The sequence below is a fragment of the Acrocarpospora macrocephala genome, from assembly GCF_009687865.1.
Taxonomy (GTDB): domain Bacteria; phylum Actinomycetota; class Actinomycetes; order Streptosporangiales; family Streptosporangiaceae; genus Acrocarpospora; species Acrocarpospora macrocephala.
Map to the genome: position 1 here is coordinate 1 of NZ_BLAE01000098.1, position 26765 is coordinate 26765.

21 protein-coding genes are annotated in these 26765 nt (G+C 73.5%); 7 read left to right on the forward strand and 14 right to left on the reverse strand.

Annotated features, from left to right (window positions below):
• Positions 1-321: 321 nt before the first annotated feature.
• Positions 322-714, forward strand: a complete 393-nt coding sequence (locus Amac_RS49375) for a hypothetical protein (protein ID WP_155361358.1) — start codon at positions 322-324, stop codon at positions 712-714.
• 116 nt (positions 715-830) lie between these two features.
• Complete coding sequence (locus tag Amac_RS49380; RefSeq protein ID WP_155361359.1) at positions 831-1346, forward strand: GNAT family N-acetyltransferase; 516 nt, start codon at positions 831-833, stop codon at positions 1344-1346.
• A gap of 11 nt (positions 1347-1357) precedes the next feature.
• Here Amac_RS49380 and Amac_RS49385 read toward each other — a convergent pair whose 3' ends face one another.
• Positions 1358-2050 carry an FMN reductase gene (locus Amac_RS49385; protein WP_155361360.1) on the reverse strand — a complete coding sequence of 231 codons (693 nt, stop codon included), beginning with the start codon at positions 2048-2050 and terminating at the stop codon, positions 1358-1360.
• Positions 2051-2372: 322 nt separating this feature from the next.
• Complete coding sequence (locus tag Amac_RS49390) at positions 2373-3458, reverse strand: LLM class flavin-dependent oxidoreductase (RefSeq protein ID WP_155361361.1); 1086 nt, start codon at positions 3456-3458, stop codon at positions 2373-2375.
• A 121-nt stretch (positions 3459-3579) separates the two neighbouring features.
• Between Amac_RS49390 and Amac_RS49395 the strand changes: the two genes are divergently transcribed.
• The 3 genes from Amac_RS49395 (at position 3580) to Amac_RS49405 (ending at position 5961) form a co-directional block, all read left to right on the forward strand.
• The gene (locus Amac_RS49395) at positions 3580-4122 is read left to right on the forward strand and encodes an NUDIX domain-containing protein (RefSeq protein WP_246269202.1); all 543 of its coding nucleotides are present in this window, start codon (positions 3580-3582) and stop codon (positions 4120-4122) included.
• A gap of 27 nt (positions 4123-4149) precedes the next feature.
• On the forward strand, positions 4150-4854 hold the full coding sequence (locus Amac_RS49400; RefSeq protein ID WP_155361362.1) for an HAD family hydrolase: 705 nt from the start codon (positions 4150-4152) through the stop codon (positions 4852-4854).
• A gap of 87 nt (positions 4855-4941) precedes the next feature.
• Positions 4942-5961, forward strand: a complete 1020-nt coding sequence (locus tag Amac_RS49405; protein WP_155361363.1) for a hypothetical protein — start codon at positions 4942-4944, stop codon at positions 5959-5961.
• On the opposite strand, the gene Amac_RS49410 is transcribed toward Amac_RS49405, so the two are convergent.
• The 10 genes from Amac_RS49410 to Amac_RS57615 form a co-directional block, all read right to left on the reverse strand.
• A complete protein-coding gene (locus tag Amac_RS49410; protein ID WP_170323049.1) occupies positions 5950-6597 on the reverse strand; it encodes an RES family NAD+ phosphorylase in 648 nt (215 codons plus the stop codon). The two genes, Amac_RS49405 and Amac_RS49410, sit on opposite strands and share 12 nt — an antisense overlap.
• A gap of 1 nt (position 6598) precedes the next feature.
• Positions 6599-7267, reverse strand: coding sequence for a hypothetical protein (locus Amac_RS54240; RefSeq protein ID WP_170323050.1), 669 nt, complete (start codon positions 7265-7267; stop codon positions 6599-6601).
• Complete coding sequence (locus Amac_RS49415; RefSeq protein ID WP_155361365.1) at positions 7267-10494, reverse strand: CHAT domain-containing protein; 3228 nt, start codon at positions 10492-10494, stop codon at positions 7267-7269. Before Amac_RS49415 ends, Amac_RS54240 begins: the two co-directional genes overlap by 1 nt.
• Positions 10491-11243, reverse strand: coding sequence for a PP2C family protein-serine/threonine phosphatase (locus tag Amac_RS49420; protein ID WP_246269203.1), 753 nt, complete (start codon positions 11241-11243; stop codon positions 10491-10493). The genes Amac_RS49415 and Amac_RS49420 overlap by 4 nt, the downstream gene beginning before the upstream one ends.
• Positions 11236-11799: an FHA domain-containing protein gene (locus tag Amac_RS49425; protein ID WP_155361366.1), complete on the reverse strand. Its 564-nt coding sequence runs from the start codon at positions 11797-11799 to the stop codon at positions 11236-11238. The genes Amac_RS49420 and Amac_RS49425 overlap by 8 nt, the downstream gene beginning before the upstream one ends.
• Positions 11787-12428 carry a 4Fe-4S single cluster domain-containing protein gene (locus Amac_RS49430; RefSeq protein WP_155361367.1) on the reverse strand — a complete coding sequence of 214 codons (642 nt, stop codon included), beginning with the start codon at positions 12426-12428 and terminating at the stop codon, positions 11787-11789. Before Amac_RS49430 ends, Amac_RS49425 begins: the two co-directional genes overlap by 13 nt.
• Complete coding sequence (locus Amac_RS49435; RefSeq protein ID WP_155361368.1) at positions 12425-14242, reverse strand: AAA family ATPase; 1818 nt, start codon at positions 14240-14242, stop codon at positions 12425-12427. The genes Amac_RS49430 and Amac_RS49435 overlap by 4 nt, the downstream gene beginning before the upstream one ends.
• Positions 14243-14292: 50 nt before the next feature.
• Positions 14293-15549, reverse strand: coding sequence for a hypothetical protein (locus Amac_RS49440; protein ID WP_155361369.1), 1257 nt, complete (start codon positions 15547-15549; stop codon positions 14293-14295).
• Positions 15546-17744: a protein kinase domain-containing protein gene (locus tag Amac_RS49445; RefSeq protein WP_155361370.1), complete on the reverse strand. Its 2199-nt coding sequence runs from the start codon at positions 17742-17744 to the stop codon at positions 15546-15548. The genes Amac_RS49440 and Amac_RS49445 overlap by 4 nt, the downstream gene beginning before the upstream one ends.
• A 132-nt stretch (positions 17745-17876) precedes the next feature.
• Complete coding sequence (locus tag Amac_RS57615; RefSeq protein WP_155361371.1) at positions 17877-19973, reverse strand: tetratricopeptide repeat protein; 2097 nt, start codon at positions 19971-19973, stop codon at positions 17877-17879.
• A gap of 214 nt (positions 19974-20187) precedes the next feature.
• On the opposite strand from Amac_RS57615, the gene Amac_RS49455 reads away from it, so the two are divergent.
• Positions 20188-20862, forward strand: a complete 675-nt coding sequence (locus Amac_RS49455; RefSeq protein ID WP_155361372.1) for a TauD/TfdA family dioxygenase — start codon at positions 20188-20190, stop codon at positions 20860-20862.
• Positions 20850-21881, forward strand: coding sequence for a hypothetical protein (locus Amac_RS49460; RefSeq protein WP_155361373.1), 1032 nt, complete (start codon positions 20850-20852; stop codon positions 21879-21881). Before Amac_RS49455 ends, Amac_RS49460 begins: the two co-directional genes overlap by 13 nt.
• Here Amac_RS49460 and Amac_RS49465 read toward each other — a convergent pair.
• Both Amac_RS49465 and Amac_RS57620 read right to left on the reverse strand, forming a co-directional pair.
• Positions 21826-22875 carry a macro domain-containing protein gene (locus tag Amac_RS49465; RefSeq protein WP_155361374.1) on the reverse strand — a complete coding sequence of 350 codons (1050 nt, stop codon included), beginning with the start codon at positions 22873-22875 and terminating at the stop codon, positions 21826-21828. The genes Amac_RS49460 and Amac_RS49465 overlap by 56 nt on opposite strands.
• A gap of 25 nt (positions 22876-22900) precedes the next feature.
• Positions 22901-26677, reverse strand: a complete 3777-nt coding sequence (locus Amac_RS57620) for a CHAT domain-containing protein (RefSeq protein ID WP_155361375.1) — start codon at positions 26675-26677, stop codon at positions 22901-22903.
• Between the last annotated feature and the right edge of the window lie 88 nt (positions 26678-26765).

The following is a 26765-nucleotide window of genomic DNA, read 5'->3' on the forward strand; positions in this document are numbered from 1 at the left end:
ACCCAGCCCTTTGTTTTCCCTCGGGCTCCGCCCGACCCCGTCAGCGCTGCGGTTGCCGGATGAAACGGCAGTCGCGGCACGTGGTTCTCCGTCCCACCCACCTCCCTTTGATTTCTCTCGGGCTCCGCCCGGCCCTGTCGGCACAGTGGTCGCCCCAAATGAGGGGGCAGCTAATCCAGAGTTCTCCCACCCATGGAGATAAGCCATCGGGGGAGGGTGAGGTGTGAGCTTCCCCCACTGGGCGCGGGAGTCGAGAGGCGGTAGCTCAAATGGAACGGGGTGGAACGCCTTTCAGGTATACCAACCTGGAAGGAGCTCCAAATGGCACCAACAGATCAACCCGCCAACCCCGGTGGTCGCGCGCCTGAATGGGGCCAGCCGCTGATCCTCGGCATCGTAAGTCTGCTCTGCACCGCGGCGATATCGTCGATCATTACCCAGCAGCACGGGTCCGTCCCCGGCATCTTGGCGGGGATCACGTACGGAGCGATATTCCTCCCCAGCATCCTGTGGAGCGCATGGGCCGCCGCCTGGTACCAACGGCATCCCTGGCTCAACGTCATACAGTTCGCAGTCATCTACTTCATCCTGTTCGTCGCGATCTTCCCCGACTATTCGTTGATCCGCTCCGGCCTAAGTGCGTTGGTAGTGGCCGTGATCTTCGGTGGTTTGATGGCGCTCGTACGGCGTCGCCAGCGGCGTTCGACGCCCTGACGAGCGGCGGAGCGGGCCGCAGGTCGGCGTGCCGCAAAGGAAGGTCCTGTTGGGGGGCGGTCCACTGCGGGGTTATTTCGTTGCGGGCGGGGATGGTGGCGGCTCAGACTGTGCCGGTGTTGATTCGACGTGAAGGGCCGCGGGATGTGGCCGTGATCCGGGCTGTGGTGGGCGCCGCGTTTGCCAAGCCGGGGGAGCCTGAGCCGGTCGAGGCTCCGCTGGTGGATGAGCTCAGGGCCGACGTGGGGTGGTTGCCCGCGCTGTCGATGGTGGCGGTGACGGGGGCGGGTGAAGTTGTCGGGCATGTGGTGTGCACGCGGGGATATGTCGGGGACACGGCTGCGCTTGGGCTTGGGCCGCTTAGTGTGCTGCCTGGGCATCAGCGGCAGGGTGTTGGGCTCGCGTTGATGCACGCGATGCTGGGTGCCGCGGACGCGCTTGGGGAACCGCTGATGGCGTTGCTCGGGAACCCCGCCTACTACGGTCGTTACGGGTTTCGGGCGGCCACGGGATTCGGCATTGAGTCGCCCGACCCGGCGTGGGGCGATTACTTCCAGGTTCGGCCGTTGACGGAGTACCGGCCGTCGATCAAGGGAGTTTTTCGTTACTCCGCGCCGTTCGACAATCTTTGAGTGTCGTCCGGCTATGCCGGGCGGATGGCTGCGAGCTGCTGGGCGAAGGGAACGACCTCGAAGCTCTTCGCGTCCTCGAAACTCTTCGCGTCCTCGAAGTCCTTTGTGTCCTCGGCGCTGTTCGCGGGCTCGGCGGTCCCGGTGGGGACGGTGGTGAGGGCCGGGTGGTGGAGGAGCAGGGCGGCGAGGCCGTGCGCGGCGCGGGTGATGCGGGTGGAAAGGGCGGATGCGCCGGTTGAGGCCCAGTCCTCGGAGGCCGCGTAGACGGCGGTGGGGACGACTGTCGCGTGGAGGTAGCTGAAGAGTGGCCGGAGGGCGTGTTCCAGGGCCAGGGAGTGGCGGGCGCTGCCGCCGGTGGCGGCGATCAGGACGGGCTTGCCGGTCAGGGCGGTGTTGTCGAGTACGTCGAAGAAGGACTTGAAGAGGCCGCTGTAGGAGGCGGTGAAGATCGGCGTGACCGCGATCAGGGCGTCCGCCTTGGTGACCGCGTCCAAGGCGTCGGCGAGGGCGGGGGAGGGGAAGCCGGTGACCAGGTTCTTGGCGATGTCGACGGCCAGCTCGCGAAGTTCGATCACGCGGACCTCGGCCGGGCGCTCGGCGGCCAGGGCGAGCCGGGTCGCCTCCGCCAGGCGGTCGCCCAGCATCCGGGTCGAGGAGGGCTGGCTCAGTCCGGCGGTCACGACGGCGAGCTGGTAGGTGTGCATTGATGTCCTTCCTGGTCGACTGACGACGTCGGATGGCGGCGCCGGAAACGTGAGGTCGAATCGCGGTCGGTGGTGAGGTCGAGGTGGGGCCGAGTGGTGAGGTTGAGTCGCGGTCGGTGGTGAGGGCGGGGTCAGGTGGTGACGTCGAATCGCAGTCGGGTGGTGAGGTCGGGGTGGTGACGTCGAATCGCCATCGATCGGGGTCGGGTGGTGAGGTCGCATCGCGGTCGGGTGGGCCGCCGAGGTGTTCGTCCGCCGCTTCGAGGCCGCTGTTCGGGGCGGCTCAGACGGGGATGAAGACGAAGTCCTCCTCGCGATTGGCTTAGACGGAGACGGAATTGGCTTGGGTGACGAGGGACTCGTGGGTTGGGCCGGCGGGGACGTCAGCGGGGCGGTTGATGGCGAATTCGCGGCGGAGGACGGGGATGACCTCCTCGCCGAGGATGTCCAGTTGTTCGAGGACCGTCTTGAGGGGCAGGCCCGCGTGGTCCATCAGGAACAGTTGCCGCTGGTAGTCGCCGAAGTACTCGCGGAAGGTCAGGGTCTTGTCGATGACCTCCTGCGGGCTGCCCACGGTGAGCGGTGTCTGCTCGGTGAACTCCTCCAGCGAGGGGCCGTTGCCGTACACGGGGGCCTTGTCGAAGTACGGGCGGAACTCGCGGACCGCGTCCTGGGAGTTCTTCCGCATGAACACCTGGCCGCCGAGCCCCACATATGCCTGCTCGGGTGTGCCATGGCCGTAGTGGGCGTACCTCTCCCGATAAAGGCTGATAAGGCGGACGAAGTGTTCCTTCGGCCAGAAGATGTTGTTGGCGAAGAAACCGTCACCGTAATACGCGGCCTGCTCGGCGATCTCGGGGCTGCGGATCGAGCCGTGCCAGACGAACGGGGGCACGCCGTCCAGCGGGCGCGGGGTCGAGGTGAAACCTTGCAGGGGCGTACGGAAGCGGCCTTCCCAGTCGACCACGTCGTTGCGCCACAGCTCGCGCAGGAGGGCGTAGTTCTCGACCGCGAGGGGGATGCCGTTGCGGATGTCCTGGCCGAACCACGGGTAGACGGGGCCGGTGTTGCCCCGGCCGAGCATCAGGTCGACCCGGCCGTCGGCCAGGTGCTGCAACATCGCGTAATCCTCGGCGATCTTGACCGGGTCGTTGGTTGTGATCAGGGTGGTCGCCGTGGACAGGATCAGCCGCTCGGTCCTGGCCGCCACGAAACCGAGCAGGGTCGTCGGCGAGGACGGCACGAACGGCGGGTTGTGGTGCTCGCCGGTCGCGAACACGTCCAGCCCGACCTCTTCGGCCTTCAGCGCGAGCGTCACCATCGCCTTGATTCGCTCGTGCTCACTCGGGGCGCGTCCCGTAGTCGGGTCCGGCGTGACATCGCCCACGGTAAAAATTCCGAACTGCACTAAACCCCACCATCCTCATTGACCTGCACATCCGATAACGGGCGGCACCAGCCCGGACAGCGCCGGGACACACCAACTTATTCCGCGCCGCAACAATCACCACTCGCTAGGATCGGGCCTCATGACCGACGCGATGATCCGGACCATCTCCTCCCGAGTGGTGTACGCGAACCCGTGGATGACCGTGCGGGAAGACGAGATCGAACGGCCGGACGGCTCGCCCGGTCTGTACGGCTACGTGGACAAGCCGGATTTCGTGCTCGTCATCCCAATGGAACGTGACGGGTTCCATCTCGTCCAGGAATTCCGGTACCCGATCGGCCGCCGCTCGTGGAGTTTCCCGCAGGGGGCCGCCGTCGCGCGGGACCGGGAGGAGGAGGCGCGGATTGAGCTGGCCGAGGAGACCGGGCTGACGGCGGTGAGCCTGGAGCCGATCGGCCGGTTGGACAACGCGCACGGAACCACCAACCAGGGCTTCCACGTTTATCTTGCCACCGGGCTGACCCCCGGCCCGGCCCGGCGGGAGGCGTCCGAGCAGGACATGATCCAGACGTGGGTGCCCCGGGCGGAGCTGGAACGCATGATCGACGACGGCCGGGTCGGGGATTCCTGCACGGTCGCGGCATACGCGTTGCTGCTTCTCCGTGAGCGAACCGGCAAGTAGTGCTTAATTAGAGGTATCCAGAGATATATGGGGGCGGATGTGCGGCGGGACGGACAGGTGCTCATCTTCGATGCGGATGACACCCTGTGGGAGAACAACATCCTGTTCGAGCGGGTCATCGATGACTTCTTCGACTGGCTGGCTCATCCCACCCTGGCCAAGCCCGAGATCAGGGCGATCCTCGACGACATCGAGCGGGCCAACGCGGTCGTGCACGGCTACGGCAGCAAGGTCTTCCTGCGCAGCCTGGCCGAGTGCCTGGAGCAGCTGAACGAGCGCCCGGCCACGATCGAGGAGCAGCGGCGGATCGAGCAGCTGGCCGTGCGCCTGATCCGGGGCGAGATCGAGCTGATCCCCGGCGTCGCGGACACGCTCGCCGAGCTCGGCCGGCGCCACCGCCTGCTCCTGCTCACCAAGGGCGACCCCGCGGAACAGCAACGCAAACTAGACGCCTCACAACTTGCCCGACATTTCGGAAATATCCATATTGTTCCGGAAAAGGGGGTGGAGGTGTATCAGTGGCTCGCCCGGGAACACTCCCTGGCGCTCCCGTCCACCTGGATGATCGGCAACTCCCCGAAATCCGACATCGGCCCGGCCAGGCAGGCCGGGATGAACGCGGTCTTCATTCCCCACGAGCACACCTGGGTCCTGGAACACGCCGAACTCGACCCGCACGACCAAGGCGTCCTCCGGCTGACCCGATTCCCCGAACTACTCGACCACTTCTAACAAAGCCATAGACAGCCGCCGACACCACTGCGGCTGTCCAGATCACGATTTCTCATTAATAGTTCGGCCTCGGCGAGGGGGTCCCGAATGTCAGGAAATCCCAGGTACGTGGATGTGGCGCTGGCCGGGGAACGTGCCAGGGAGTTCGAAGGCGAGCGCCGCCGCAGGATCGAGGAACGCCGCCAGCAGGAGGAGGACCGCCGCCGGGCCAGGGCCGCCGCGCACGCGTCCCGGCTGGCGGTGGAGCGGGAACGGTTATCCGGGCGGCTGGTCGCGCTGGCCCGCCGTACCGAGGCGCTGGCGGGCATCCGGGTGAGCGGCACGGCCGAGGACGAGCGGCAGGGGGTGCTGCGCACGCTGGCCGTGCTCGGCACCCGGCTGGCCCGGGTCTCCAACCAGGCCGACGCCGACGCCGTGCACCTGGACCTGGTGGCCGCCGCCCGCCGCCTGGAGGCCGTCCGGGCCGGTCTTGCGGCCGCGCTGGCCGAGGACGAGCGCCTGGCGGCCCTCGCCCTGGTGGCGACCCGCCTGGACGAATGGGACGACCGGGAGGCGCTGGACGCCGACGGCGCGCAGGCGGTGGCCGACCAGCTCGCCGCCGTACGCGCCGGGGTGGCGGACACCCGCACGTTCCGCTTCGGCTACGCCCGCCTGAACGAGCTGGTCGGCGAGCACCTCACGCTGGTGGCCCGCAGGACCGCCCTGCTCGCCGAGGCCAGGGACAGCGCCCAGGAGGCGGCCGAGTCGCTGGAGGCCATCCTCACTGAGGCCGACGCCCTGGACGTGGAGCTGCCCGGCCGCGCCGACGCCCAGGAGATCCGCGACCTGCTCGCCGTCCACCTGGCCGCGGGCCGCTTCCAGGAGGCCGCTCACGGCGCGGTACGGCTGGCCGGCGCGGCCCCCTCGCTGGAGAAGGCCCTGGAGGAGCACCTGGACCGCCGCGAGCTCGCCCGCCACGTCACCGAGGCCGCCGTCCTGGCCGGGCTGGTGATCGTCGAGGTGAGCCCGGCGGTCCGCGCCGCCCGCCTGGCCTACGACGGCGACCTCACCGCGGAGGTGGTGGCCCGCCTCCGCGACGAGGGCGTGGATCCCGTCTCAGCGCAGTAACACCGCGGCGCGGTACGGCCGCATGATCACGTCCAGCCAGGCGAGCCCCTCGGGGGTGTCCAGCTCGACGTGGAGCGGCGTGGCCGCGATCGGGGGCTCCGGGCAGCGGTCCTCGAACAGGATGACGCTGCGTTTGGGCAGGTCCCGGCGGGAGATCCAGTCGAGGCCGGCCGCGGTGGTGTCGTGCTCGCGCATCCAGTGCGCCCACCGCCGGGTCCGCGGGTATTCCCGCGGCTCGGCCTGGATCAGCCACTCGTCCTGGGCCACCGCGGCCAGCGCGGGCGTGCTGGACAGCGAGATCAGCGGCAGCTCCCGGGTGGTCTCGACCAGGGACAGTCGCCGCCCCTCCAGCTGGGACACCGACAGCTCGCGCGGCCCGTCGTCGTTGAACTGCATCGACCGCAGCAGGCATTCGGCCAGCGCGGTGCTCTGCTCGTAGGCGAGGTAGCAGTGGCCGTACGGGTCGGTGGACTCGCCGTCGAAACGGCCGCCGTTCTTTCCCGGGTGCGGCCGGTGCGGGACGAAGGAGTCGACCGGGAACTCGCGGTAGTGCACCCGCCAGAGCTGGGTGCCGCGGGGCAGCAGCAGGCGGTGGGCGGCGATGGTGTGCTTGTCCGGGGGGTCCTGCGCGGGCACCTCAGTACTCCTCTCGAAGGGTCTGCGCGGCCTCGATGACGTCGCCGGGGCGGCCGGCGACGAGGGACGCGGGGATGTCGCCGAGCAGGGCGTTGCCCCGGAGCCACCAGTGCGCGGCGCCCCAGGGGTCGCGCCCGGCGGCGAGGATCTCGTTGACGGCGCGCACGGCCGGGAGTTCCGTGCCGTCGGGGCCGAACTGGAAGGCGGGGATCGTGACGCCGCCGGGGCCCGGCAGCCGGAGCAGGTCGGGCGCGGCGGGGTCGCCGCCCCGGGCGCGCACCTCGTCCGGGGTGAGGGAAGGAGTAGCACGGAGCCGATCGCGTACCCGGCGGATGTCGTCGTCGATCCCCTCCGGCGGGCTGATGCGAGCGAGGTCGGGGAGCATCGCGCGGAGCACGTCGAGGGTGGCGGCGATCTCGGTGTCGGCGGCCGGGCTCCGGTATCCGCCGGACAGCTCCTCGGTGATGGTCCGCCGGATCTCGTGGCCGCGCGGCAGCCCCAGCTGGATGAGTTCGAGCAGGTCGTACCAGGCGGCCTCGGCGTTCTCCTCGGACTCGACGGCGATCTGGTCGAGCAGCGGGAGCAGCTGCGCCCAGATCGCGGGGTCGAGGGCGTCGCGGATCTCGTCGAGGCGTTCCATCACGTAGCGGGCGAGGTCGGGAGGGCGCATCAGATCCCCTGGTGGGTGAAGGCGGCCCAGACGGCCGGGTCGGCGAGGTCGAGGCCCAGGTCCTCGATCTCGTGGGCGATGGTGTCCGGCAGCAGGGGGGCGCGGCCGGGGTCGGCCATCCAGCGCTGGGCGGCCCGCAGCGCGCGCGCCGGTCCGGTGCTCGCGAGATGGTGGTGGAGCACGAACATCAGCGCGGCGGTGCGCGGGTCCTCGGCCACCAGCCAGCGCGAGCCGATCACCCCTGAGGCTCCCGCCTGCAGGAACGCGGCGGCCAGGGTGAGGGTCTCGTCGTGGTCGCGGACGCTCAGGTCGCTGACGCAGGCGGACAGGACGACCAGACCGCCCGGCCCGCCGGTGCGTTCCAGGGCGAGGATCTCGGTGACGCTCAGCTCCCGGTCCGCCAGTTTCAGGTGGGAGGCGGGCGGCGGGTCGGCGGAGACGGCGTGGCAGGCCAGGTGCGCCATCGACGCGGACATCCGGCCGAGCACCCGTTCCGCGGTCGCCGTCCCGTCGGAGCCGGGGAAACGCCCGTACGCGGGCGCGCCGGGGTAGTGCGCCCGCCGCAGTTCCGCCACCTCCCGGCGGGACCAGAACAGCTCGTCGCGGGTGGGATTGCCGACCAGGACCGGGCTCTCCCGCAGAGGCGCCCGGCCGCGCCCCGCCGCCTGGGTCAGCTGCCGGGCCGACGCCGCGTACGAGACGACCGCCTCGGTGGCCGCGTGCCAGGGCACCAGGCCGAGCACCCCGGTGGGCACCAGCACGAGCGGCCCGTCCGGTAACCGCTCCATGATCTCCCGGGCGGGCACCTGTTCGAGCGCCTCCCGCCAGGCCTTCCTGTCGAGCGTCCGGCGGAAGGCCTCGTGCGCCGCGACGTACCCGCTGAAGTCGGTGTCCGGCAGCGGGATCGGGTGCGCGTCGCCCGAGGCGGGCACCACAAGCGCGACCGACGGCAGCAGGTAGACCAGCGCCGACGCCTCGCCGAGCGCGCCCGCGATCTCCGGAACCGACGGCGCCGAGCGGAGCGCGCGATGCGCGGGCGTGCCGCGGAGCACGGCGAGCACCCGCTGCCGCAGCTCGTCGGGCGGCTTGCGGTCCAGCACCTCGTTCATCAGCGCTGCGGTGCTCCCTGCGGCGCCCTCGACCGACCAGACGTCGGGCGGCCTGGCGCTCTCCCAGGCGGCGGCGAGATCCGCGTGCCCGTGCGCGGTCAGCAGCGCGGACAGCTCCCCGGCGGCGGTGGCCGCGTGCAGGACCAGGCCGCGCCCGAGCTCCAGCGCCTCGACCGCCGCCTCGGCCCGGCCCTGGGCCAGCGCCCAGCCAGCCACCTGGACCGCGCGCTCGGCGGCCCCCCGCGCCACCATGAGCCCGTGCCCGGGACCCGCCTGCGCCAGCACGTCGTCGGCGTGCCCGCGCAGCGCGTCGAGCCCGGCCGCGACCGCGTCCGCACCCCGCCCGGCCTCCCGGTAGGCCTCCGCCAGCTCGCCGGTCCCCGGCGACGCCTCCAGATGCCGGATCGCGCTCTCCAGATCGCCGGGAGCGTTCCCCGCCTTGAACCGCGCCAGGTACGCGTTCCCCAGCGCCTGCTCAAGCCGCGGCCCCAGCCAGTACGGCGGCTCCGGCAGCTCCTTGGCCCGCTCCAGCAGCTCGATCGCCCGGCTCAGCAGTCCCCGATCGCCCTTGGAGATCCCGCGCAACAGCAGGGCCAGCCCGGCCCTGGTCACCAGGGCGGCCCGATCGGACTGGTCCGTGCGCGCCGCCGTGGCCGACGAGATCATGAGATCGATGCCCTCCTCGGTCTCCTCGCCGTCGTCGCGCGCGTGCCCCCGGAAGATCCTGGCTATCGCCAGCACCCCTTCGACCCGGCCACGCCCCGGGTCCAGCGGCGTCATGGCCGCGTGCGCCCCGGCGAGCTGCTCGATGCCCGCGTCGAGGCCGTCCAGGTCGCGCAGGCGCATGGCCAGGATCACCCGGGTCAGCCCGGTCATGATCCGCAGCGCGCGCACGTCCCGGTCGGCGGCCTCCTGCAGATCCATGATCTGGCGGGACCGTTCGAGGAAGAACCCGGCGGCCTCGGCGTCCTCGATCCGGCCGAGGAACTGGTGCCGGTCGCTGAGAGCCGCGCCCAGCACGCCGACGATCATCGGCGCGAACTCGTCGCCGGGCGGGATCAGTTCGGCCGCCCGCCGCAGGTTGCTCATCGTCTCCTGACCCGCGGCCCGGTCGCCGAGGTGGGTGGCCTGGACCAGCTGGGCCATGCCCAGCAGGAACAGGTCCTTGGCCCGGGTCGTGTCGTCCACCGTGTCACCGTGCTCGGCGATTCCCCGCGCGGCCAGCGCCAGCAGCCGCGCGATGCCCCCGGGCGTGGGGTCGAACGCGGTCCTGGTGAGCAGCGCGCCGCCGACCATCCGCATCGTGTCCTCGTACAGCGGGTGGCCCGGCCGCAACGCGTCCAGGGCCTGCTCCAGCAGTTCCGGCGCGGCGGCCAGGTCGGCGTCGGTGGCCGGGGCGCCCGCCTGGCCGCGCAGGGCCCGCGCCAGGCCGAGCTCGCGCAGCAGGATCACCCGCAGCAGCTCGTCGGACCCGGCCAGGCCGACCGCCTGGGCCAGCTCCTCGATGGTGTCGTCGATGATCTCCGCGTCCGGGTCGAGACGCAGGTGGGCGGCCTTGAGCAGGGCCTGGAGCGCGGTGCCGTGAGGGCCGGAGGGCGGCAGCGCGGTGGTCAGCGTGACGGCCTTGGTGAGCAGCGGCAGCATCTCCTCGTAGGACAGCTCGCCGCGGTGCAGCCGGGCCAGGTGGCGCAGCAGCGTGGCCATGGTGAGCAGGCCGGTGGCATGCGCCACGACCTCGGGCGGGGCCTGCCCGTCCCGCGTCACCGGGGTGATGAGCTCGATCACCGCCGCCACGTCGGCTTGAGCGCCCGCGCTCAGCTGCCGCCCGGTCAGCAGCGGCATGACGACGGCGGCGAAGTCGGCCGGGCGGCCGCCGCGCCTGCCGATCGGGACCACCCGGGCCAGCCGCAGCACGCCCGCCCCGAACCGGGCCATGTGCTCGCGTTCGGCGTCCAGGCGACCCAGCAGGCCTTCGAAGAGGCCGATCGCGGTGTCCCGGTCGGAGTCCTGGCCGTCGAAGCCGAGGTGGCGGGAGCAGAGCAGCCCGGCCAGCTGGAAGTCGGCGAGGGTGTCGCGCGGCGCCGCGAGCAGCGCGGCGATCCGCTCGTCCAGGTTCACGGGCGCTCCTTGCCGCGCCGGGCCAGCACGATGGTGATGTTGTCCCGGCCTGAGGCGTTCATGGCCAGCGCCCAGAGGCGTTTCACCGCCTGGCTGTCGTCGCCGGCCGAGTTCAGCGCCTCCTCCATGTCGGCCACGGGCACCAGGTCGGTGAGGCCGTCGGTGCAGATCAGCCAGCAGCCTGTCCGGGTGTCCACGCCGGTGTGCACGTCGATGTCGGCGCCGAAGCCGCCGATCACCTGGGTGACGAGGTGGGTGGGGGGCGGGGGAGCGCCGGGTTCGCCGAGTCCGGGGGAGTCGTCCACCGAGAGCTGGCCGAGGAACCGGTCGTCCAGGCGGTAGACGCGGGAGTCGCCCACGTTGAACCAGGTCGTGGTGGCGGGGGTGAACAGCAGGCCGGCCAGGGTGGTGGCCATCCCGGTGAGGACCGGATGCTCGGCGGACATGGTGGTGATCTGGGCGTCGATGTCCTTAATCAGGCCGGCCAGGTCGCCGGGGGTCTCGGCGGTGGAGCCGTGGCGGGCCAGCACGCCGACCGTGTGCGCGGCGGCCACCTCGCCGCCCGCGTGCCCGCCCAGGCCGTCCGCGACCGCCACCAGGACGGTGCGGGACAGCGTCAGCGAGCAGGTGATCGGTTCGGCCATCGAGATCTCCGAGATGACCAGCCCGGCGGCGGTCACCGCGTCCTCGTTGTGATCGCGCACCGCGCCGACGTGCGTCATGGCGGTCACCACCAGCCGGTCATCCATGGGTGTCCTCTCCTAGCCGTACCCGGGCCTCCACGTCGGCGGCCAGGCGGAGCAGGTCGCCGTCGTGGAGGGAGATCGCCTCGCCCGTCACGGCGGGGACGCCGTTCACGAACGTGCCGTTGGTGGAGCCCTCGTCCCTGACCCAGGCGGAGCCGCCGTGGTCGACGCGGAGGGTGGCGTGCAGCCGGGAGACGTTCTCGAAACGCTGGAACACCCGGGCGTAGTCGCTGATCGCCGGGTCCCGGCCGAGCACGGCCGACCCGCCGGGCGGCACGGTCACCAGCCCGCCGGGGAACTCCAGCAGGAGCGCGCGGGGCGCGTCCCGCCGGGTGCCCGCTGCCCGGTCCTGCGGGCGGGTGAGCGGTTTCAGGCATTCGACGCAGACCAGGTTGCCCGGATCGGGGATCTCGGCCCCGCATTCCGGGCAGCCGGCCCGGGCCGCGGGGAGCGGTCCCACCTGGGTCCCCGCGGTCAGCAGCGGGCCGCCGCAGGCCGGGCAGAGCGGCGCGCCCTCCGGTCCCAGGTTTCCGCAGAACGGGCAGATCAGGTCCGCCATGACGCCTCCTCGATCTCCACTCCGGCGCGGCGCAGGGCCTCCGCCGCGCGGTCGAGGTCGTCCTTGCGCGGCACGCCGATCAGGTAGACACGATCTCCTTCCACACCTACCTGAAGGCGCGGGCCCGCGGGCTCGTCCCCGCCGTACCTGGCCTGGCCGAGCGGGGTGATGGGGGTGATCACCTGGTTGGCCGAGCCGCGCAGCCAGCCGCCGCCTGGCCGGTTTCGCGCGTACGGCCCGGTCACCACCGCGTCGCAGGCGTCCACCAGCAGGGAGAGCCCGGCCCGGGAACGCAGCCGGGACAGCGTGTACCCCGAGTACGCCAGCACGTCCACCGGCCGGTCGCCCGCCCAGGCCCGGATTCCGGCGATCAGCTCGGCCACCGCCTCCGGCTGCTGGAACGGCTCGCCACCGGAGATCGTGACCCCGTCCACCGGGCCGCTCAGCGAGGCCAGCCAGCCGAGCACGGTGCCCACGCTCACCTCGGTGGCCGGATCGGCCGGCCAGGTGTCGGTGGCGACGCAGCCGGAGCACCCGATCGAGCAGCCCTGCACCCAGATCCCGGCCCGCACCCCGGGCCCGAGCGCGGTCACCGGGTAGTGGCACCGGTTCAGCCGCAGCCCCGTCACGCCAGCTCCAGCGTCACGGTCGGCCCGTCGCGGCGCACGGACACCACCTCCACCCGCCCCCGATGCCCGGGCGGCAGCTCGAACAGCGCCCGGGCCAGCGGGTTCACCAGCAGCGACTCCAGCGCCGCGCCGATGCCCCGCCCGCCCTTCTCCAGATCGGCCGTGCACCACTCCCGCAGCGTCTCCCGGACCGCCCCGGCCGGCAGCACGTCGATGCCGTGCTGCTCGCTGACCGCCCGCAGGATGTTGTCCAGCTGCGAGTCGAAGATCCGCCCGGCCGCCTCGGCGCCGATGAAGTCGAACACCACGATGTTGTCCCCGAGCCGGTTCAGCAGCTCCGGCCGCCCGAGCACCCGGGTGAAATGATCGGCGATCGCCGCCCGGATGGTCCGCTCGATCCGCTCGTACGGCATGCCAGGCCGCACGTCGCTCCCCGCCATGCCCAGATTGGAGGTGAAGATCAGCACGCACTCGGAGAAGTGGGTGGTCGTGCCCCGCCCGTCGGTCAGCCGCCCGTCCTCCAGCACCTGCAGGAACTTGTCCAGGATCCGCGGATGCGCCTTCTCGATCTCGTCGAAAAGGATCACCCGGAACGGCTGCTGCCGGACCGCGTTGGTCAGCTCGCCCCCCGCCTCATGCCCGACATATCCGGGCGGAGACCCGATCAGCCGGTCGCCCGCGTGCTCGGCGGAGAACTCGCTCATGTCGAACCGCAGGTACGCCGACTCGTCCCCGAACACCAGCGCCGCCACCGTCTTGGCCAGCTCGGTCTTGCCCACGCCCGTCGGCCCCGCGAAGAACAGCACCCCGCGCGGCCGCGACGACGACCGCGCCGCCTGCGCCCCGGAGAGCCCGAGCGCGGCCCGCTTGAGGATGTCCAGCGTCTTGACCACCGCCGCGTCCTGGCCGACGATCCTGGCCGGGACGCTGGTCTCGCCCTCCTTGATCCGCCGCCGCAGGAAACCGCGCCGCCACGGGTTGTCCAGCACCCCCAGCTTGTAGGTGCGGACCGCGTCCGGCAGCTGCTCGAACCCGAGCCCGCGATCGCGGGCCAGCCGGGTCACGTCCACCATCTGCTGCAGCGCCAGCCCCTCGGCCTGCTCGGCGAACGCGTCGCACACCGCGGGGTCCGGATCGGTCACCCGGAACGACCTGGCCAGCAGCCGGGCTGTCTCCTGCCGGTCGCCGAAGTCCGGGCTCGGCACCCCGATCGCGCGGATGCGCTCGTTGCCCGCCGTCAGCCACGCCGGCAGGTCCAGCTCCCGCTCCACCAGCCAGATGACCGGGTTGTAGAGCGGGCCGGGGCGGGCGTTTCCCGGCAGGAACAGTGGCAGCGCCGTACGCGAGGATTTCAGGCAGAACAGGAAGAAGTCCCGCTCCGCCGGGTCGAGATGGTCCGGGCTGACCACCAGCCGGGAGGCGTAGTCGACCAGGAACGCTCCCCGCACCGGCGGCTCCCCGGGTTCCTGCGGGCGGCAGAACGCGGTCAGATCCGCGCGCAGCCGGGTCAGCGACGGCGGCTGCTCGCCCGGTTTGCCGCCGAGCAGCCGGGTGGTCGCGTCCAGCGCTCCCGGCTCCGGTGGGTGCACGCTCAGCCCGTCCACCGGATCGAAGCACAGCAGCGCCGAGTACCCGTTGGATTCCAGCACCCGCCACACCAGGTCACGCAACGGCCGCAGGACCGGTTCGCCCTCCGGGGAGCGGACGAGGAAGAAGTCGCGGAGGTTTCCGTACAGCACGTACTGCGACTGGACCGCCAGGGTCGCGTCGATCTCCCTGGCGAAGGCCGGCCAGCCCATCGGCGCTCCGGTCATGCGGACGCTCCTGCCCTGATGCCATCGAATCCAACCGTGCCGTCCGGACCTCAGTCCGGTCGTTCGCGATGCCTGGCCTGGGTCAACCGGCGCGGGCGGGCGCCACGCGGGCGGGCCAGCGGGGCGGGCCGCGTGCCGGGCGGGAGCAGGTGCTCGACCTCGGTGTCCACGCCGTCCGCGCGCAGGCGCGCTCTGGCCTGGTCGAAGGCATCGCACCACTCCCGCTCGCGGGCCGCGTCGGCGTCGCCTCCCTCGGCGGTGCGGACGACGGCCGAGCGGACCTGGCCCTCGTCCGTGACGACCAGCTGCACGGCGTGCTGGTCCCAGCCCTCCTTGGCCAGGCGCAGCGTCTCGAAGCCCTCCTCGACCTGGTAGCCGAGGTCGCCGAGCGCGCCCAGCAGGCTCTCCCTGACGTGGGCCCGGTCGGCGGCGGCCACCACGGCGGCGCACGCGGCGTGCGCCTCGGCGCGCAGGGCGGGAGGGAAGGCGGCGCGCCCGGCCACCACCTCGGCGAGCCCGGCCTCGATTGCGACGTGCTCGCCGGGGGCGTCGAGCTGGAGGGCGTGCAGCAGCCGCGCGGCCTCGACCGCGTCCGTGCGGCGGCCGGCCGCCGCCAAGCCGGCCAGCTGCACCCGATGGCGCACGTCCACCACCCGGGTGCGCGCCTCCGCCGGACCGGCCGCCTCGCCGACCCGGCGGGCGGCGTCGCGGATGGCGCGCAGATCATCCGCCGAGACGTGGGCCGGGATCCTCGCCAGCACGCGCTCCAGCGTCTCGGCGATCTCCAGGTCGGCGGGCGCCGCCGGCAGATCCGCCAGCAGGGCGGCCAGCTCGGCGGCGGAACCGGCCTGGCCGGTGCCGCCGAGCGCCTGGATCAGGTCGTCGAACACGGTTCTGGTCATCGCCGCCGCGTTGAGCCCGGCCAGGTCGCCGTCGACCCGCTCCATCCGGTCGTCGGCCTCCGCGCACCAGCGCAGCAGTTCCTCGGCCGTGCGCCCGGACGGCGCCAGCGGCTCCGGCAGCTCCGCCGCCAGCCGCTCGCCCCCCGGGGCCCGCGCGCACGCCTGCGCCAGCACGGCCAGCCGCGCGTTCCGGTCCAGCACGCCGCTGGCCACCGCCCCCCACGCGCACGCCTGCTTGTGCGCCTCCTCGGCCCGGGCGACCACGCGGTTCATGTGCTCGCCCAGCGCGCTCACGCCCTCCAGCGCCAGCGTCGTCCCGGCGATCGCGGTCCGGCTGGCGAACCCCACGGCCACCGCCGCGCCCGCGCCCGCCAGCGCCGCGATCACGAATACCTCGCCACTCATGCGTTCCCCCCGAGGGTGGTCGTCCTGGCCTGGCCGAGCTCCCGTTCCCAGTTCTGCCAGCGGCGGTGCGTCCACAGCCCGTACGCCACCGCCACCCCGGCCGGCAGGATCAGGTAGTGCACCAGCAGCCCCGCCACGATGTTGACGACGATCAGCAGGAAAATGAAGATCACCGCCGCGGCGATGAGGCCGCCCCGCCCGCTACCCGCCAGCTCCGACAGCGAACGCATGATCCCGGCCGAACCCCGTGCCCCCGCCGCGATCCGCCCCAGCGGCCCCAGCAGCGAGTAGCGCGGATAGTACGACCCCGCGATCTGCGCCGCCACCGCGACCTCGGCGAACCCGACGCACACCCACACCAGGACCATCACCAGGAACGGGATCGACGGTTCCGCGGCCACGACGGCCCCCGTGACCGGATCCCTGGTCTCGCCGGGCAGCGCGTCGGCCAGCCACAGGATGATCAGCCAGAGCACGCTGAAGATCCCGAGCGCCAGCGCCGCCCAGCTCACCGCCCTCGTCCGGCCCGCCGCACGCTGGGATTCCAGCTCCTGCCAGCGCTGCTCCCTGGCCAGCTCGGCGGCGCGCTGCTGGGCCTGGCGGCGGGCCTCGTCCTCGGCCCAGGCCCGCGCGGCGCCGGTGCTCAGGTGGGCGGCCAGCAGCCGGGCCGGGTCGCCGGAGTCGATCAGCTCCGCGAACCAGGGGACCGGCACGGGCAGCGCGGCCCGCACGTCGTCGACGGAGCGGCGCAGCACCGCCGTGGTGCCGTCCTCGTCCAGAGCCAGGGCGAGCAGGCCGCTGCGAACCTGCGCGCCGTCGAACTCCTGGTGGGCGGGAAAGGTGGACTCCAGGTGCCGCCAGCGGGCGTCCACGCCGCGCAGCTCCTCGGCGCCGGTCAGGTCGGCCAGGACGGGCAGCAGGTGGTGGCTCCACAGGTCGGTCATGGCCGCCCGCGCCTCCCGGGGGCGGGCCAGCGCGGACGCGGCGAGCTCCAGCAGGGTGGCCCTGGTCATGGCCATGCCGCGATAGAGCGGCGGCAATCCCGGGTCGAGCCAGTAGAGCAGGTAGAGGAGCTTGACGTCGGGGGAGAGGGCGGCGGAGGTGAGGCGCAGGTCGATGAGCTCCTGGCGGCCCTCGACGTCGTCGGTCAGCGGGTCGTCGAACTGGCGGAGCCAGGCGCGGAGCGTGCCCCAGCCCTCGCTGGGGTGTTCCGGCGTGCCCATGGTGACCAGGAAACGGCGGGCCGCGTCGTCCCAGCGGGCGGCCATGGCCCGCGCCAGCGGGACCCGGGCGGTGTAGTGCTCGCCCAGGAACAGCAGCGGAATCCGGGTGCCGTCGCCGTGCGGCCCCTGGTCCTCGGCCACCTCTGGGGTGCCTCCGGCCAGCCACGCGCCGACCTGTTCGGCGCCCCACCGGACGGCGGGATCGCGGCGCAGCAGTCCCCGGCAGAGCAGGCGCAGCCGGGGGTCGGCCACCGCCGACACGTCCATGCCCTTGGTCAGCAGGTGGTGCATGACCGCCTGCTCGGTCATGCCCTCGAACGGCGACCGGCCGGTGGCCAGCTCCAGGACCACGACGCCCAGGGACCACCAGTCCCACTGCCGCGAGACGGCGCCGCTGAAGGATTCCGGCGGCGCGTAGGCCAGCGTCCGCGAGGCCGTCCCGAACACGATCGAGGCGTCGATGCCTCGGCTGAGCCCGAAGTCGGCCAGCGCCAGATCGAGCGGTTCGGCCGTACGGACCAGGATGTTGGCGGGTTTCAGGTCGCGGTGCACCGCGCCGAGCGCGTGCAGCTCGCGCAGCGCCTCGGCCAGTTGCGCGACCACCGCCGCGGCGTCGACCGGGCCCTGGCGCAGCAGCTCGGCCAGGGTTCCGCCGGACACGTACTCCTGGACCTCGAAGTCCCGGCCGTCGGCTTCGCCGGTCTCGAAGATCCGTACGACCCGGCGCGAGCGCAGCCCCCGCACGGCGGCCCACACCCGCGGATCGGCCCGGTACCCGGCGCGATACACCTTGAGCACGAACTCGGTCCCGGCGCGATCCCGCACCACCGCCAGATCGGCCTCCGCCCCCTGACCGGCGATCGGCCGCACGACCTCGTAGGTCTCCGCGAGCGACGGCGGGAACCCCCCGACCCCGGCCCGCACCCCGTCCCTGCGCGTCGCCGGGACGGCGTCCCTCCTGGTCGCAGGCACCTCTCCTGGGGGGAATCCCATGGGACACGACTCCTCGGTGACGAAACGCCCGGGCCCCCCAACCCACCACGTACGACCCTAATATAGGCAAGACCGAAGATTCATAGAACGAGATATATAGTTAGCACTACATCACAGATCTTCCCAGAGCCGGTCCTCGGGCAGCGTCGACGGCGGGTCGCCGACCCGGGTGGCCAGCGCGCGGGCCTCCGCCAGCAGCGGGTGGCCGTCGCCGAGCGCGGGCTTGCGGTGCGGCAGCACCTTGCGGTCCAGCAGCGGCGCCAGCAGCTCGCGGACCTCGCTCGCGTGGCCGGTGCGCGCCCGTTGCAGGGCGGTGTCGAGGCGGCCCGCGAGCACCAGCGGGTGCGTCGGGTCCATCGCCTCCTTGCCCAGCGCCGCCAGCGCCGAACTCGCCGTGCTCGCCGCGTCGTCGTCGGCCAGCACGGTGGCCGCCCGCGCCATCAGCAGCAGCGTCTCCGCCTGGCCCGGATGGTCGTCGTCCAGCTCCCGCTCCGCCTCGGCGATCGTGGCGAGCAGCCGGGAGGCCGCCTCGGTCTCGCCCATCGCCAGCATCGCGGCCGCCCGCACCCGCCGCGCCGCCCGGTCCGGCGGCAGCCGCTCCAGATCGTCCAGGGCACGCGCCACGTCACCGGAGGCGACCAGCGCGCGGGCCCGGATCAGGACCGCGTCGCGCCGCAGCCGGGGCGAGACCCGCTCGGCGAACCAGGGGCTCATCACGATCGCCTCCTCCAGCAGCCGCACCGCCTGCGCGGGGAAGCCCGCGGACAGCTCGATCTCGGCCAGCCGGACCAGGTCGTACTGCGGCCAGTAGCCCTCCTTCGGCAGGTGCAGCTCGCGCAGCCGCATCGCCTCGGTGAGATGGTGGCGGGCCTGCGCCGGATGCCCGGCGGCCAGCAGCGCCTCGGCCAGCGTGACCCGCGCCGAGGCGGTGTTCACGTTGTCGGGGCCGAGCCGCTCCTCCCGGTCGGCCACCACCTGCTCGGCCGCCGTCACCCCGGCCACCACCCGGCCGGACCGGGTCTCGGCCCCGGCCAGCGCCTGCCGGGTCAGGGTGAGCCGCCGCCACGCCGGGCCGACCCCGATCTCCGGCACCCCGCGGGCCCGCTTCTCGGCCACCCGCAGCAGCGCCAGCCGCCCCGCCGCCGGGCGGCCCTCCTCGACCAGCACCTCGGCCAGGTTGTGCTCGGCCCTGATCGCGTACGACTCGCGGTCGTAGGTGTCGGGGAAATCCGCCGCGATCCGCGCCGACTCCTCGAAACCGGCCCGCGCGCCGGCCGTGTCGCCCAGCCGGAGCAGGGCCAGGCCGCGGCGGCTGGCCACGTCGCACCGCCACGGCTGGTCGCCGGGATTGTCCCCGATCAGGCCGGTCAGCTCCGTGCCCACCTCGGCGGCCCGCACCAGCAGCGGGCTGTCGTCCAGCAGGACCTGGAAGACCACGTCGAGGGCGCGCACCCGGGCCCGGCCGTTGGGGCCGATCCGCTCGGTCAGCTCGCAGGTGCGCTCGGCGGTGTGCAGCCGGTCGGCCCACTCCCCGGCCAGCGGCACCAGATCCCGGGACAGCCAGTAGGCGGCCAGCGCGTTGGCCTGGTGATCGACCGGGCCCTCCGGGTCGTCCACCATGGCCCGGAACGCCAGCTCGGACAGGCGCTCCGCGCTGTGCCGGTCCCAGCCCTCCGGCGGCACCGTCACGGTCAGCGCGGCCTCGCGCAGCCGCGGCGCCAGATACTCCGCGTACGCGGTGACCCGGCCCTCCCAGCCCGCGGCGGCGGCGGCGCCGAACGTGCCGGGCAGCCAGCCGGGTGGGGTCTGCGCGGCGGACGGGCGCTTCTCGGAGGTGGAGATGTCGCCGATGCCCAGCCGCACCTGCGCGAGCATGAACCGTTCGAGCTGGTGGAAGCGGGCGATCCGGCGCAGCGCCGTGGTCACCAGGGCCTGCGCGCCGAGCACGGACCTGGCCGGCTCGGGCGCCGGTTCGCCGCTGGTGAACTCGTCGAAGGCGTGCTTGACCGCGAGCGCCACCAGGACCCGGCGGCTGCGGACCTCGTTGTACAGCCAGACCGCGCTGCGCCCGCTGTCCTTCTCGGCGCCGCGGGGCAGCCTGACCCGCTCGGCGACGTCCTCGGCTCGGACCTGGTGGTAGTCGCTGCGACGGAAGGCCGCGGCCGAGGCCGCGGCGATCGCGGCGAGCCTGCGCTCTTGAGCCAACACTCCTCGACTCCCCCTTGCGTCGTTTCTCTACAAGCATCTACAAGTGAATGTATCTCACTATGGTTGAGCGAACCTTAGGCTTATGACCTGACTCTCGCAAGGCCCGCCCGCAACTCGCCCTGAAGCCGACCGGAACGCGACCGGGTGCCGCACCCCCGCCGGCTGTTGGCTGGAGACCACGGGAAACACCGGTTTCCGCGAGACGGGGTTGATCATGAACGGATACCAGCGCGCTGGCGCCGAGCTGGCCGAACAGGGCTGGACGGTGCTCCACCGGCAGCGGTTCGGCGCCGACCACACGTCGGTGCTCGCCATCGCAGAACACTTCGGCCGGCCGTCGACCAGGGACGGCGGCCAGGCCGTCTGGGAGGTCAAGCCGCGCCCCGGCCGGGCGCACGGCACCTTCTCCGAGCGCACCGGGCCGGCCGCCTTCCACACCGACGCCCAGTACCACGCGCGCCCCGAGGACTACGTCTGCCTCTTCGTGGTACGGCCCGCGGCCGACGGCGGCGACACTCGCCTGCTCGGCGCGGCGGCCGCCCTGTCGACCGTGCGCCCCGGCACGCTGGCCGCCCTTCGCCGCCCCGCCTGGTCCTGGACGGTCCCCGAAGTCTTCCGCGCCACCGTGCCCGCCTCGCGCCCGGCCACGGTGGCCACCGCCGACGGGACGATCCGCTGGCGCGCCGACAATCTCGCCCAGCCGCTCCCCGGCGACCAGCGCCGCGCCGCGACCGACTTCGCCGTCGCGCTGGAGCGGGCCGAGGCCTGCGAGGTACGGCACCGCCCCGGCGACGTGATCATCCTCGACAACCGGCGCACCCTGCACGCCAGGACCGCCTTCCAGGACACCGACCGGCTCGTCCTCAGGGTCAGGCTGTGGAGAAGCTGAGCCGCGACGCCGTACACGCTTGGGCGGCGGCGCGGGCGGGCGCGGCCATGGCGGTGCCCGCGGCCGGCGCGGAGGCGGCGGCCTGGACCGTGCGCGGCTGGGCCGAGGTGGCGCTCGGGTGCGCGCTGCTCGGGCGGGCGTTCGACGGGCTGGACCAGGTGATCAGGACGGCCGGGATCCGGCACGGCGGCCCCGCCGCCACGCGGCTGCGGGCGCTGCGCGCGCTGGGCGGCCGGGTGCCGCCGTCCTACCCGGACGCGGGCGATCCCGGCCCTGTCGCTCCCATCGGTCCGGAAGTGTGGCGGCTGGGCCAGCTCGTCGCTGAGTTCTGCGCCGCCGTCCCGATGGGGCCCCCGGCGGGGTTGTCGCGGGGGCGCGACTCCGCCAAGGGGCAACTCCGGTGGGGCGAGCGATACCGGCCCGAACCCGCCCGCGGCTACCGGATCGTGCGCGGCGACGCGTACGCGGGCATGGTCTGGCGCACCTGGCTGCGCCTGCCCACGCGAAAGGGGAGCGAGAACGTGCTGGTGGCCGTGGGGCGGCCGGAGCCGGAGCCGCGCCGCCGGGTCTGGCTGGGCATCCACGAGGGCGCCCACCTGGACCGGCTGGCCGCCGTCGACGGCGAGCTGGAGTTCGGCGCGGGGCTACTGGCGGCGGAGTCGTACGCGATGGCCGTCGAGTTCGTCGCCCTGCTCGAGGCCGCCGCGGACGGGCAGGTGGAGCTGGCCCGCTGGCTGCGCCTGGGCCTGCTGGAGCGGGTCGGCCGCCTGCCCGGCTTCGACGGCCGGATCCCGCAGGCCAGGGGATTCCACGCGCCCGAGCTCGTCCCGCTGCCCACGCTGGCCGCGAACTACGTCACCGGCCCGCTGAGCCTGCTCTGCGCGCCCGGCGACACCCCCCTGCACGCCCGCTGGCGGGCGGCGCTCCAGGAGGCGCCGCGCGCGGCCGAGGTGGTGGCGCGGATCAGCGCGACAGCGCCCGCACCACCGTCTCCGCGACCTCCGGCGCTGGCACGGTGAGATGCACCTCCCAGGCCGGGTGGCGTTCCAGGTTCTCCACGATCGCGGTCCACAGCCAGTGCAGGCCGGTCCGCAGCGGCAGCGACCCCCGGCCGGTCCCGATCAGCGGGAAGCACAGCGAGCGCAGCGGCGGCGCGAACGTGTCCCGCTCGCTCTCGGCCAGCTGGAACACCTGGTGCACGGCGAGGGCGATCGCCGCGGGCGGCACGTCGTAGCCGTTGCTGCCCGTGCGCGGCGCGGCCACCGCCGCGTGGTAGACGCGGCGGACGCCGTTCATGGACAGGCTGCCGGGACCGGTCGGCGCGACCGTCCCGACGGCCACCGGCAGGCCGGTCCGGCCGTGCGCGGCCAGCCACTCGCGCAGCTCGCGCTGGATGACGTCGTCCACCACCTCGCCGGTCGGGCCGCGCCTGGCCCCGGTCCTGCGCACCGCCGCCGACACCGACGGCATGAACGGCTTGGACATCTCCAGGTACACGTTCTCCGGCGACACCAGGATGTCCACGCCGGTGACCAGCTCGATCGGCTGCACCTGCACGATCACCCAGGCCGCGCCGGCGGCGACCGGGATCCTGGCCCGGTCGATCGTGCGCGGCTCTGTCGCGACCGCGCCACCGTCGCCGCACAGGGCCAGGATCTGCTCGGCCACCTGGGCGAGCACCAGCCGCTCCTGGTGCTTGCGGAAACGTTCCACGCTCACGCCGTACTCGCGCGCGGCCCGCCGCCTGCGGTCCGAGGCGGCCCAGTCCCTGGTGCCCTGGACCAGGCCGAACGTGTACGCCGCCGCCGACCCCAGGTTGCCCTCGCCGAGCCGCCGCACCGCCTCGCCCAGCAGCCGTTCTAAGGCCGCGACGGCGTCCAGGCCGGGATGGCGCTGCCCCGCGGCCAGCAGCGCGGCGGGCAGGTGGGTATCGCGCAGCCGAATCAGGCCGCGCTCGCGCAGGACCCGGAGGTCGGCGACGAGCCCCTCGTGATCAGGCAGCTCAGGGGGCACGCCTGAATAATGCCCATTTCTTTAGTCAGCTATCACTCCGCCGGGCGGCAACCGCCACGAAAGCCGCCCAGGTCCGCGGATGGCTCGCCGTGTCCAGCCAGCTCCAGTACTCCGCGTTCTTGGCCGCCAGGGCGGCGCGGGCGTCGGCCAGCCGTCCGTCCGCGTCCCCGGACGCCGCCAGCAGCCGCATGACCGCGCGCTGATGCTGGGCTGGGCTGCGCCGCCGGAACACCTCCTGGGTGCGCCGGAGCGCCTCCGGCACGGAGCCCGCCGTGCGCAGCCGCCGGTGGAAGTCGGTCATGAACAACGCCGTCGCCAGGTCGTGCACCGGCCACAACGTGATCACGGCCGCCCTCGCCCCCGTCGCCAGCACCCCGCTGATCAGCCCCCGCACGTCGTCCCCCGGCGAAACCCCGCCCTGCCCCGTACGGCAGGCGCTCAGCACCACCAGATCCGCCCCGAGCGCGGCCCCGGCCAACTCGGCCAACTGCAGCGCCTGCCCGTCGGCGAACAGGACCGCTGACGACAGCGGGCTCGACTCGTCCAGCCATGCGTGGGTGGCCAGATGCAGCACCGACGCCCCAGCCGCCAGCACCGCGTCCTTGGTGGCCGCGTCGCCGAGCAGCGCCTCCCCTTCGCCGGGGAACTGCCGCGCGATCATCCCGGCCTCCAGGCCGCTGGCAGGCAGCCTGCGGGCGTGCCGGCCGGGCTCTCCCGCCGCCCCGGGGGCACGCATGAAGGCGGGATCGCCCACGGCGAGCAGGCACCCCTCGGCCAGGGCCTTCGGCAGTACAGGACGCAGGAACGGGAGCGCTCCCGCGCCGGGCAGCACGGAGAGCGTGCGCTGGGCGGCGAGTGGCGCTCCGCGCCACGGCAGCACGCCGAACGGCAGCGAGTGCAGCGCCCCCGACGGCACCACGAGTACGTCCCGGTGGGTCACCAGGGCCTCGTGCACCGGCGCGAGCAGGACCGCGGCCAGCTCCCGGGCCGGTCCATCCGGGTCGCCGCCGTTGGCGCACGCGTTCCTGACCGCGCGGACCAGGCCCGCCACGCCGTCCACGTCCAGCACCCGGGATACCAGCGGGCCGGAGTCGCCGATCGCCCAGACCAGCAGCCGATCTTCCCGCAGGAGGTAGCTGACCAGGAGCGTGCCCTCCGGCAGCAGCCGGGCTACGGCCTCGGCGCCGAGCGGCTCCGCCCGGGTGTCCAGCTCTCGCCACATCGCGGGATAGTCCCGGGCCAGCTCCTTTTCCAGAGCGGCCAGCCGCTGTTCGGCCCGCGCCGACCGCTCGGCCAGCCGCGGGTCCGGCGGCTCGCCCCCGGCCAGCCGGGTCGCCGCCAGGTGCTGCGGCAGCGCCACCTCGGCGTTGGCGGCCCGCCAGCCCGCCAGGGCCGGGATCTCCGCCTCGCCGGTGGCCCGCCGCGCTTCCAGCAGGTCCAGGAAGGCGCGGTCCCGGGAGCGCTCTCCCACCGCGAACGCCTCCGCGGCCAGCGCGTCCGCCCTGGCCGCGTCCTCGGACCTGGCCGCCTCGGCGGCCTGCAGCAGGCAGTGCGCCGCGCCGAACTGGATCCGGGACACCACGCGCGGGTCGGCGGGCGCTCGGCGAGCCGCCTCGCCCCGCACCACCTCGATGGATCGCAGCGCCTCGCGGTAGAAGCCCACCGCCCGGCCGTAGCCCACCCCAGGACCCCGGCCCGCGGCGCGGGTCTCGGCGGCCAGGCCGCGCGCGGTCTCGCCCTCGATCTCCAGCGCGGTCCACGGTTCCAGCGAGCGCCGCCACCAGTCCTCGCCCAGCAGGCCGCGCAGCGCCCGCAACTCGATCTCGGCGTCGGCGTAGGCGCGGTAGCTCAGGAAAGTCGCCGCGGCCAGCTCGTGCTCCCCGGCCCGGACGAGCGTGTCCGCGCCCGGCTCGATCAGGTCCGGCATCCCGAAAGCGGCCGCCCGGCCGGCCTGATGAGCGCGGTAGGCGCGGTGCGCCCGGTAGGCCGCCGCCGCCCGCGCCCATTCCCGCCGCCGGCCCAGCACGTGGGCCCGGTGCAGGTCGCGGCGCTCGGGGTCGGCGCGGTCCGCGGCGCGCATCGCCTCGGTGAAGAGCAGGCTCGCCTCCCGCGCCTGGCCGCGGGCCAGCGCGGCCGCCGCCCGGGACGCGGGGACGTGCACCTCGGCGGCCTCCAGCGCGTCCCCCGCGTTCTTGACCAGCAGCCACGCTTCGAGCAGTTCGTCCAGGTTGGGGGCGAGGGTGTCGTCGTCCTCGTCCTCCAGATCGGCGGGTTCCGGGTCGTCGTTCAGCAGGGGCAGCCTGGCCATGGCCGACCTGATCCGGTCCGCCGTGCGCCGCAGCGCGTCCGGGTCGCCGCCGGTCGTGTTCAGCAGGCGCAGGTGCTCCAGGAGGATGTCGACCAGCCGGACGCTCTCCCGCAGCGCCAGCGCCGGGCGGCGGCGGATGTCGGCCTCGAACAGGGCCGCCGCCTCCGCCAGCGACACCTGCGCCCCGGCCCGGTCCCCGACCGACAGCCGGAGCATGCCCAGGTCGGTGACCGACTGCGCCTCGTTGCCCGCGAACCCGAGCGCGCCGTGGATCCGCCTGGCCAGCCGGTGGCAGCACGCCGCGCGCTGGTAGTGCCCGGCGCGGGCGGCGTGGTGGCCCTCCTGGGAGCAGAGCGCGCCCAGCCCCTCCGCCAGGCTCAGGCTGCCCGGGCCGTGCGCCCAGATGGCCAGCTCACCGATGCCCTCGGCCGGGTCGAACGGCTCGCCCGCCGCGATCGCGGCCAGCGCCAGGTGCGTCCACGCGGTCCAGCGCAGCCGCTGGTCCCCGGCCTCGCAGGCCATCTTCTCCGCCTCGGTGGCCAGCGCCACCGTCGCCGCGCCGTCCCCCGCGAGCCGGGCCAGGTAGGCGCGGCGCAGCTTCAGCGCGGCCAGCAGGCGCTGCGCGACTATCTCATCCTCGGCCGCGTCGCCCAGGACGCGTTCCGCCGCCGCGTACGCCCGCTCGGCCAGGTCGGGCCTGATCTGGCGGCCGGGCAGCACCCGGGCCTCGGCGTGGCCGGTGCGCGCGCCGAGGCTGAGCACCGGCCAGTGGTCCAGCAGCAGCGGCGAGGTGCGGATCGCCGCCGCCCAGTCGCCGCGCATCAGCAGGGCCAGCGCGTAGCCGTGCGGGTCGCCCGCGCACCGCTGTTCGGCCTCGGCGAGCAGCTCCGCCGCGCGCTCGTCCATCCCGGCCTCGTGGCACAGGGTGGCCATCGCCCGGCAGACCAGCGCGGCCACCGGATTCAGGCCGGGATCGGCCAGCGTGCCGCGCAGCCCGGACAGCCGGCCGGTGACGACCTCCAGCAGCTCGTTCAGGTCCTCCGGGGTGCTGCCCGCGGTCACCGCGGAGCGCAGCGTGGACTGGGCGGCCGGCAGGTCGGCCGCGACCCTGAGGATCACCCCGGCGTTGAGGTCCAGGCTGAGGTTCGCGGCGTTCCCCCGGGTCGCCGCCTGGTAGGCGCGGCTCAGCCGTTCCTCGTCCAGCCGGGAGGTCTCCGGCCAGGGTTCGCGGGCCTCCATTTCCGGCGTCACCGCGCCGCAGCCGTCCGGCCACTGCGCGTAGCGGCCGATCCGCGCCAGGCGGGTCCAGGCCAGGCAGTGCACCAGCAGCGCCGAGCCGTGCGGCGCCAGCCAGGTGGCGCGCTGGAGCAGGTCGAGGGCTGTGCCCATGTCACCGGCCCGGGTGGCGGCGGTGGCCTGGGCCAGCAGCCGTTCGGGCGAGTCCCCGGGTGACTTCCCGGACGGTCCACCGTACTCGGGAGCGAAGAAATCCACTGAAATCCACTTATTCCGATCTAGGGCCGGATTCGGCTGGGCGTGGTCCCCGCCCGCTCAGCCGAGCCTCCAGGCTTCGTATGATCTT

What these genes read in the sequence shown, in the direction of transcription:
- Amac_RS49375 (WP_155361358.1), top strand. Translation starts at nt 322, where the DNA reads ATGGCACCAACAGATCAACCCGCCAACCCCGGTGGTCGCGCGCCTGAA.
- Amac_RS49385 (WP_155361360.1), bottom strand. Translation starts at nt 2,050, where the DNA reads ATGCACACCTACCAGCTCGCCGTCGTGACCGCCGGACTGAGCCAGCCC.
- Amac_RS49395 (WP_246269202.1), top strand. Translation starts at nt 3,580, where the DNA reads ATGACCGACGCGATGATCCGGACCATCTCCTCCCGAGTGGTGTACGCG.
- Amac_RS49400 (WP_155361362.1), top strand. Translation starts at nt 4,150, where the DNA reads ATGGGGGCGGATGTGCGGCGGGACGGACAGGTGCTCATCTTCGATGCG.
- Amac_RS49405 (WP_155361363.1), top strand. Translation starts at nt 4,942, where the DNA reads ATGTCAGGAAATCCCAGGTACGTGGATGTGGCGCTGGCCGGGGAACGT.
- Amac_RS54240 (WP_170323050.1), bottom strand. Translation starts at nt 7,267, where the DNA reads ATGCGCCCTCCCGACCTCGCCCGCTACGTGATGGAACGCCTCGACGAG.
- Amac_RS49420 (WP_246269203.1), bottom strand. Translation starts at nt 11,243, where the DNA reads ATGGATGACCGGCTGGTGGTGACCGCCATGACGCACGTCGGCGCGGTG.
- Amac_RS49425 (WP_155361366.1), bottom strand. Translation starts at nt 11,799, where the DNA reads ATGGCGGACCTGATCTGCCCGTTCTGCGGAAACCTGGGACCGGAGGGC.
- Amac_RS49435 (WP_155361368.1), bottom strand. Translation starts at nt 14,242, where the DNA reads ATGACCGGAGCGCCGATGGGCTGGCCGGCCTTCGCCAGGGAGATCGAC.
- Amac_RS49440 (WP_155361369.1), bottom strand. Translation starts at nt 15,549, where the DNA reads ATGAGTGGCGAGGTATTCGTGATCGCGGCGCTGGCGGGCGCGGGCGCG.
- Amac_RS49455 (WP_155361372.1), top strand. Translation starts at nt 20,188, where the DNA reads ATGAACGGATACCAGCGCGCTGGCGCCGAGCTGGCCGAACAGGGCTGG.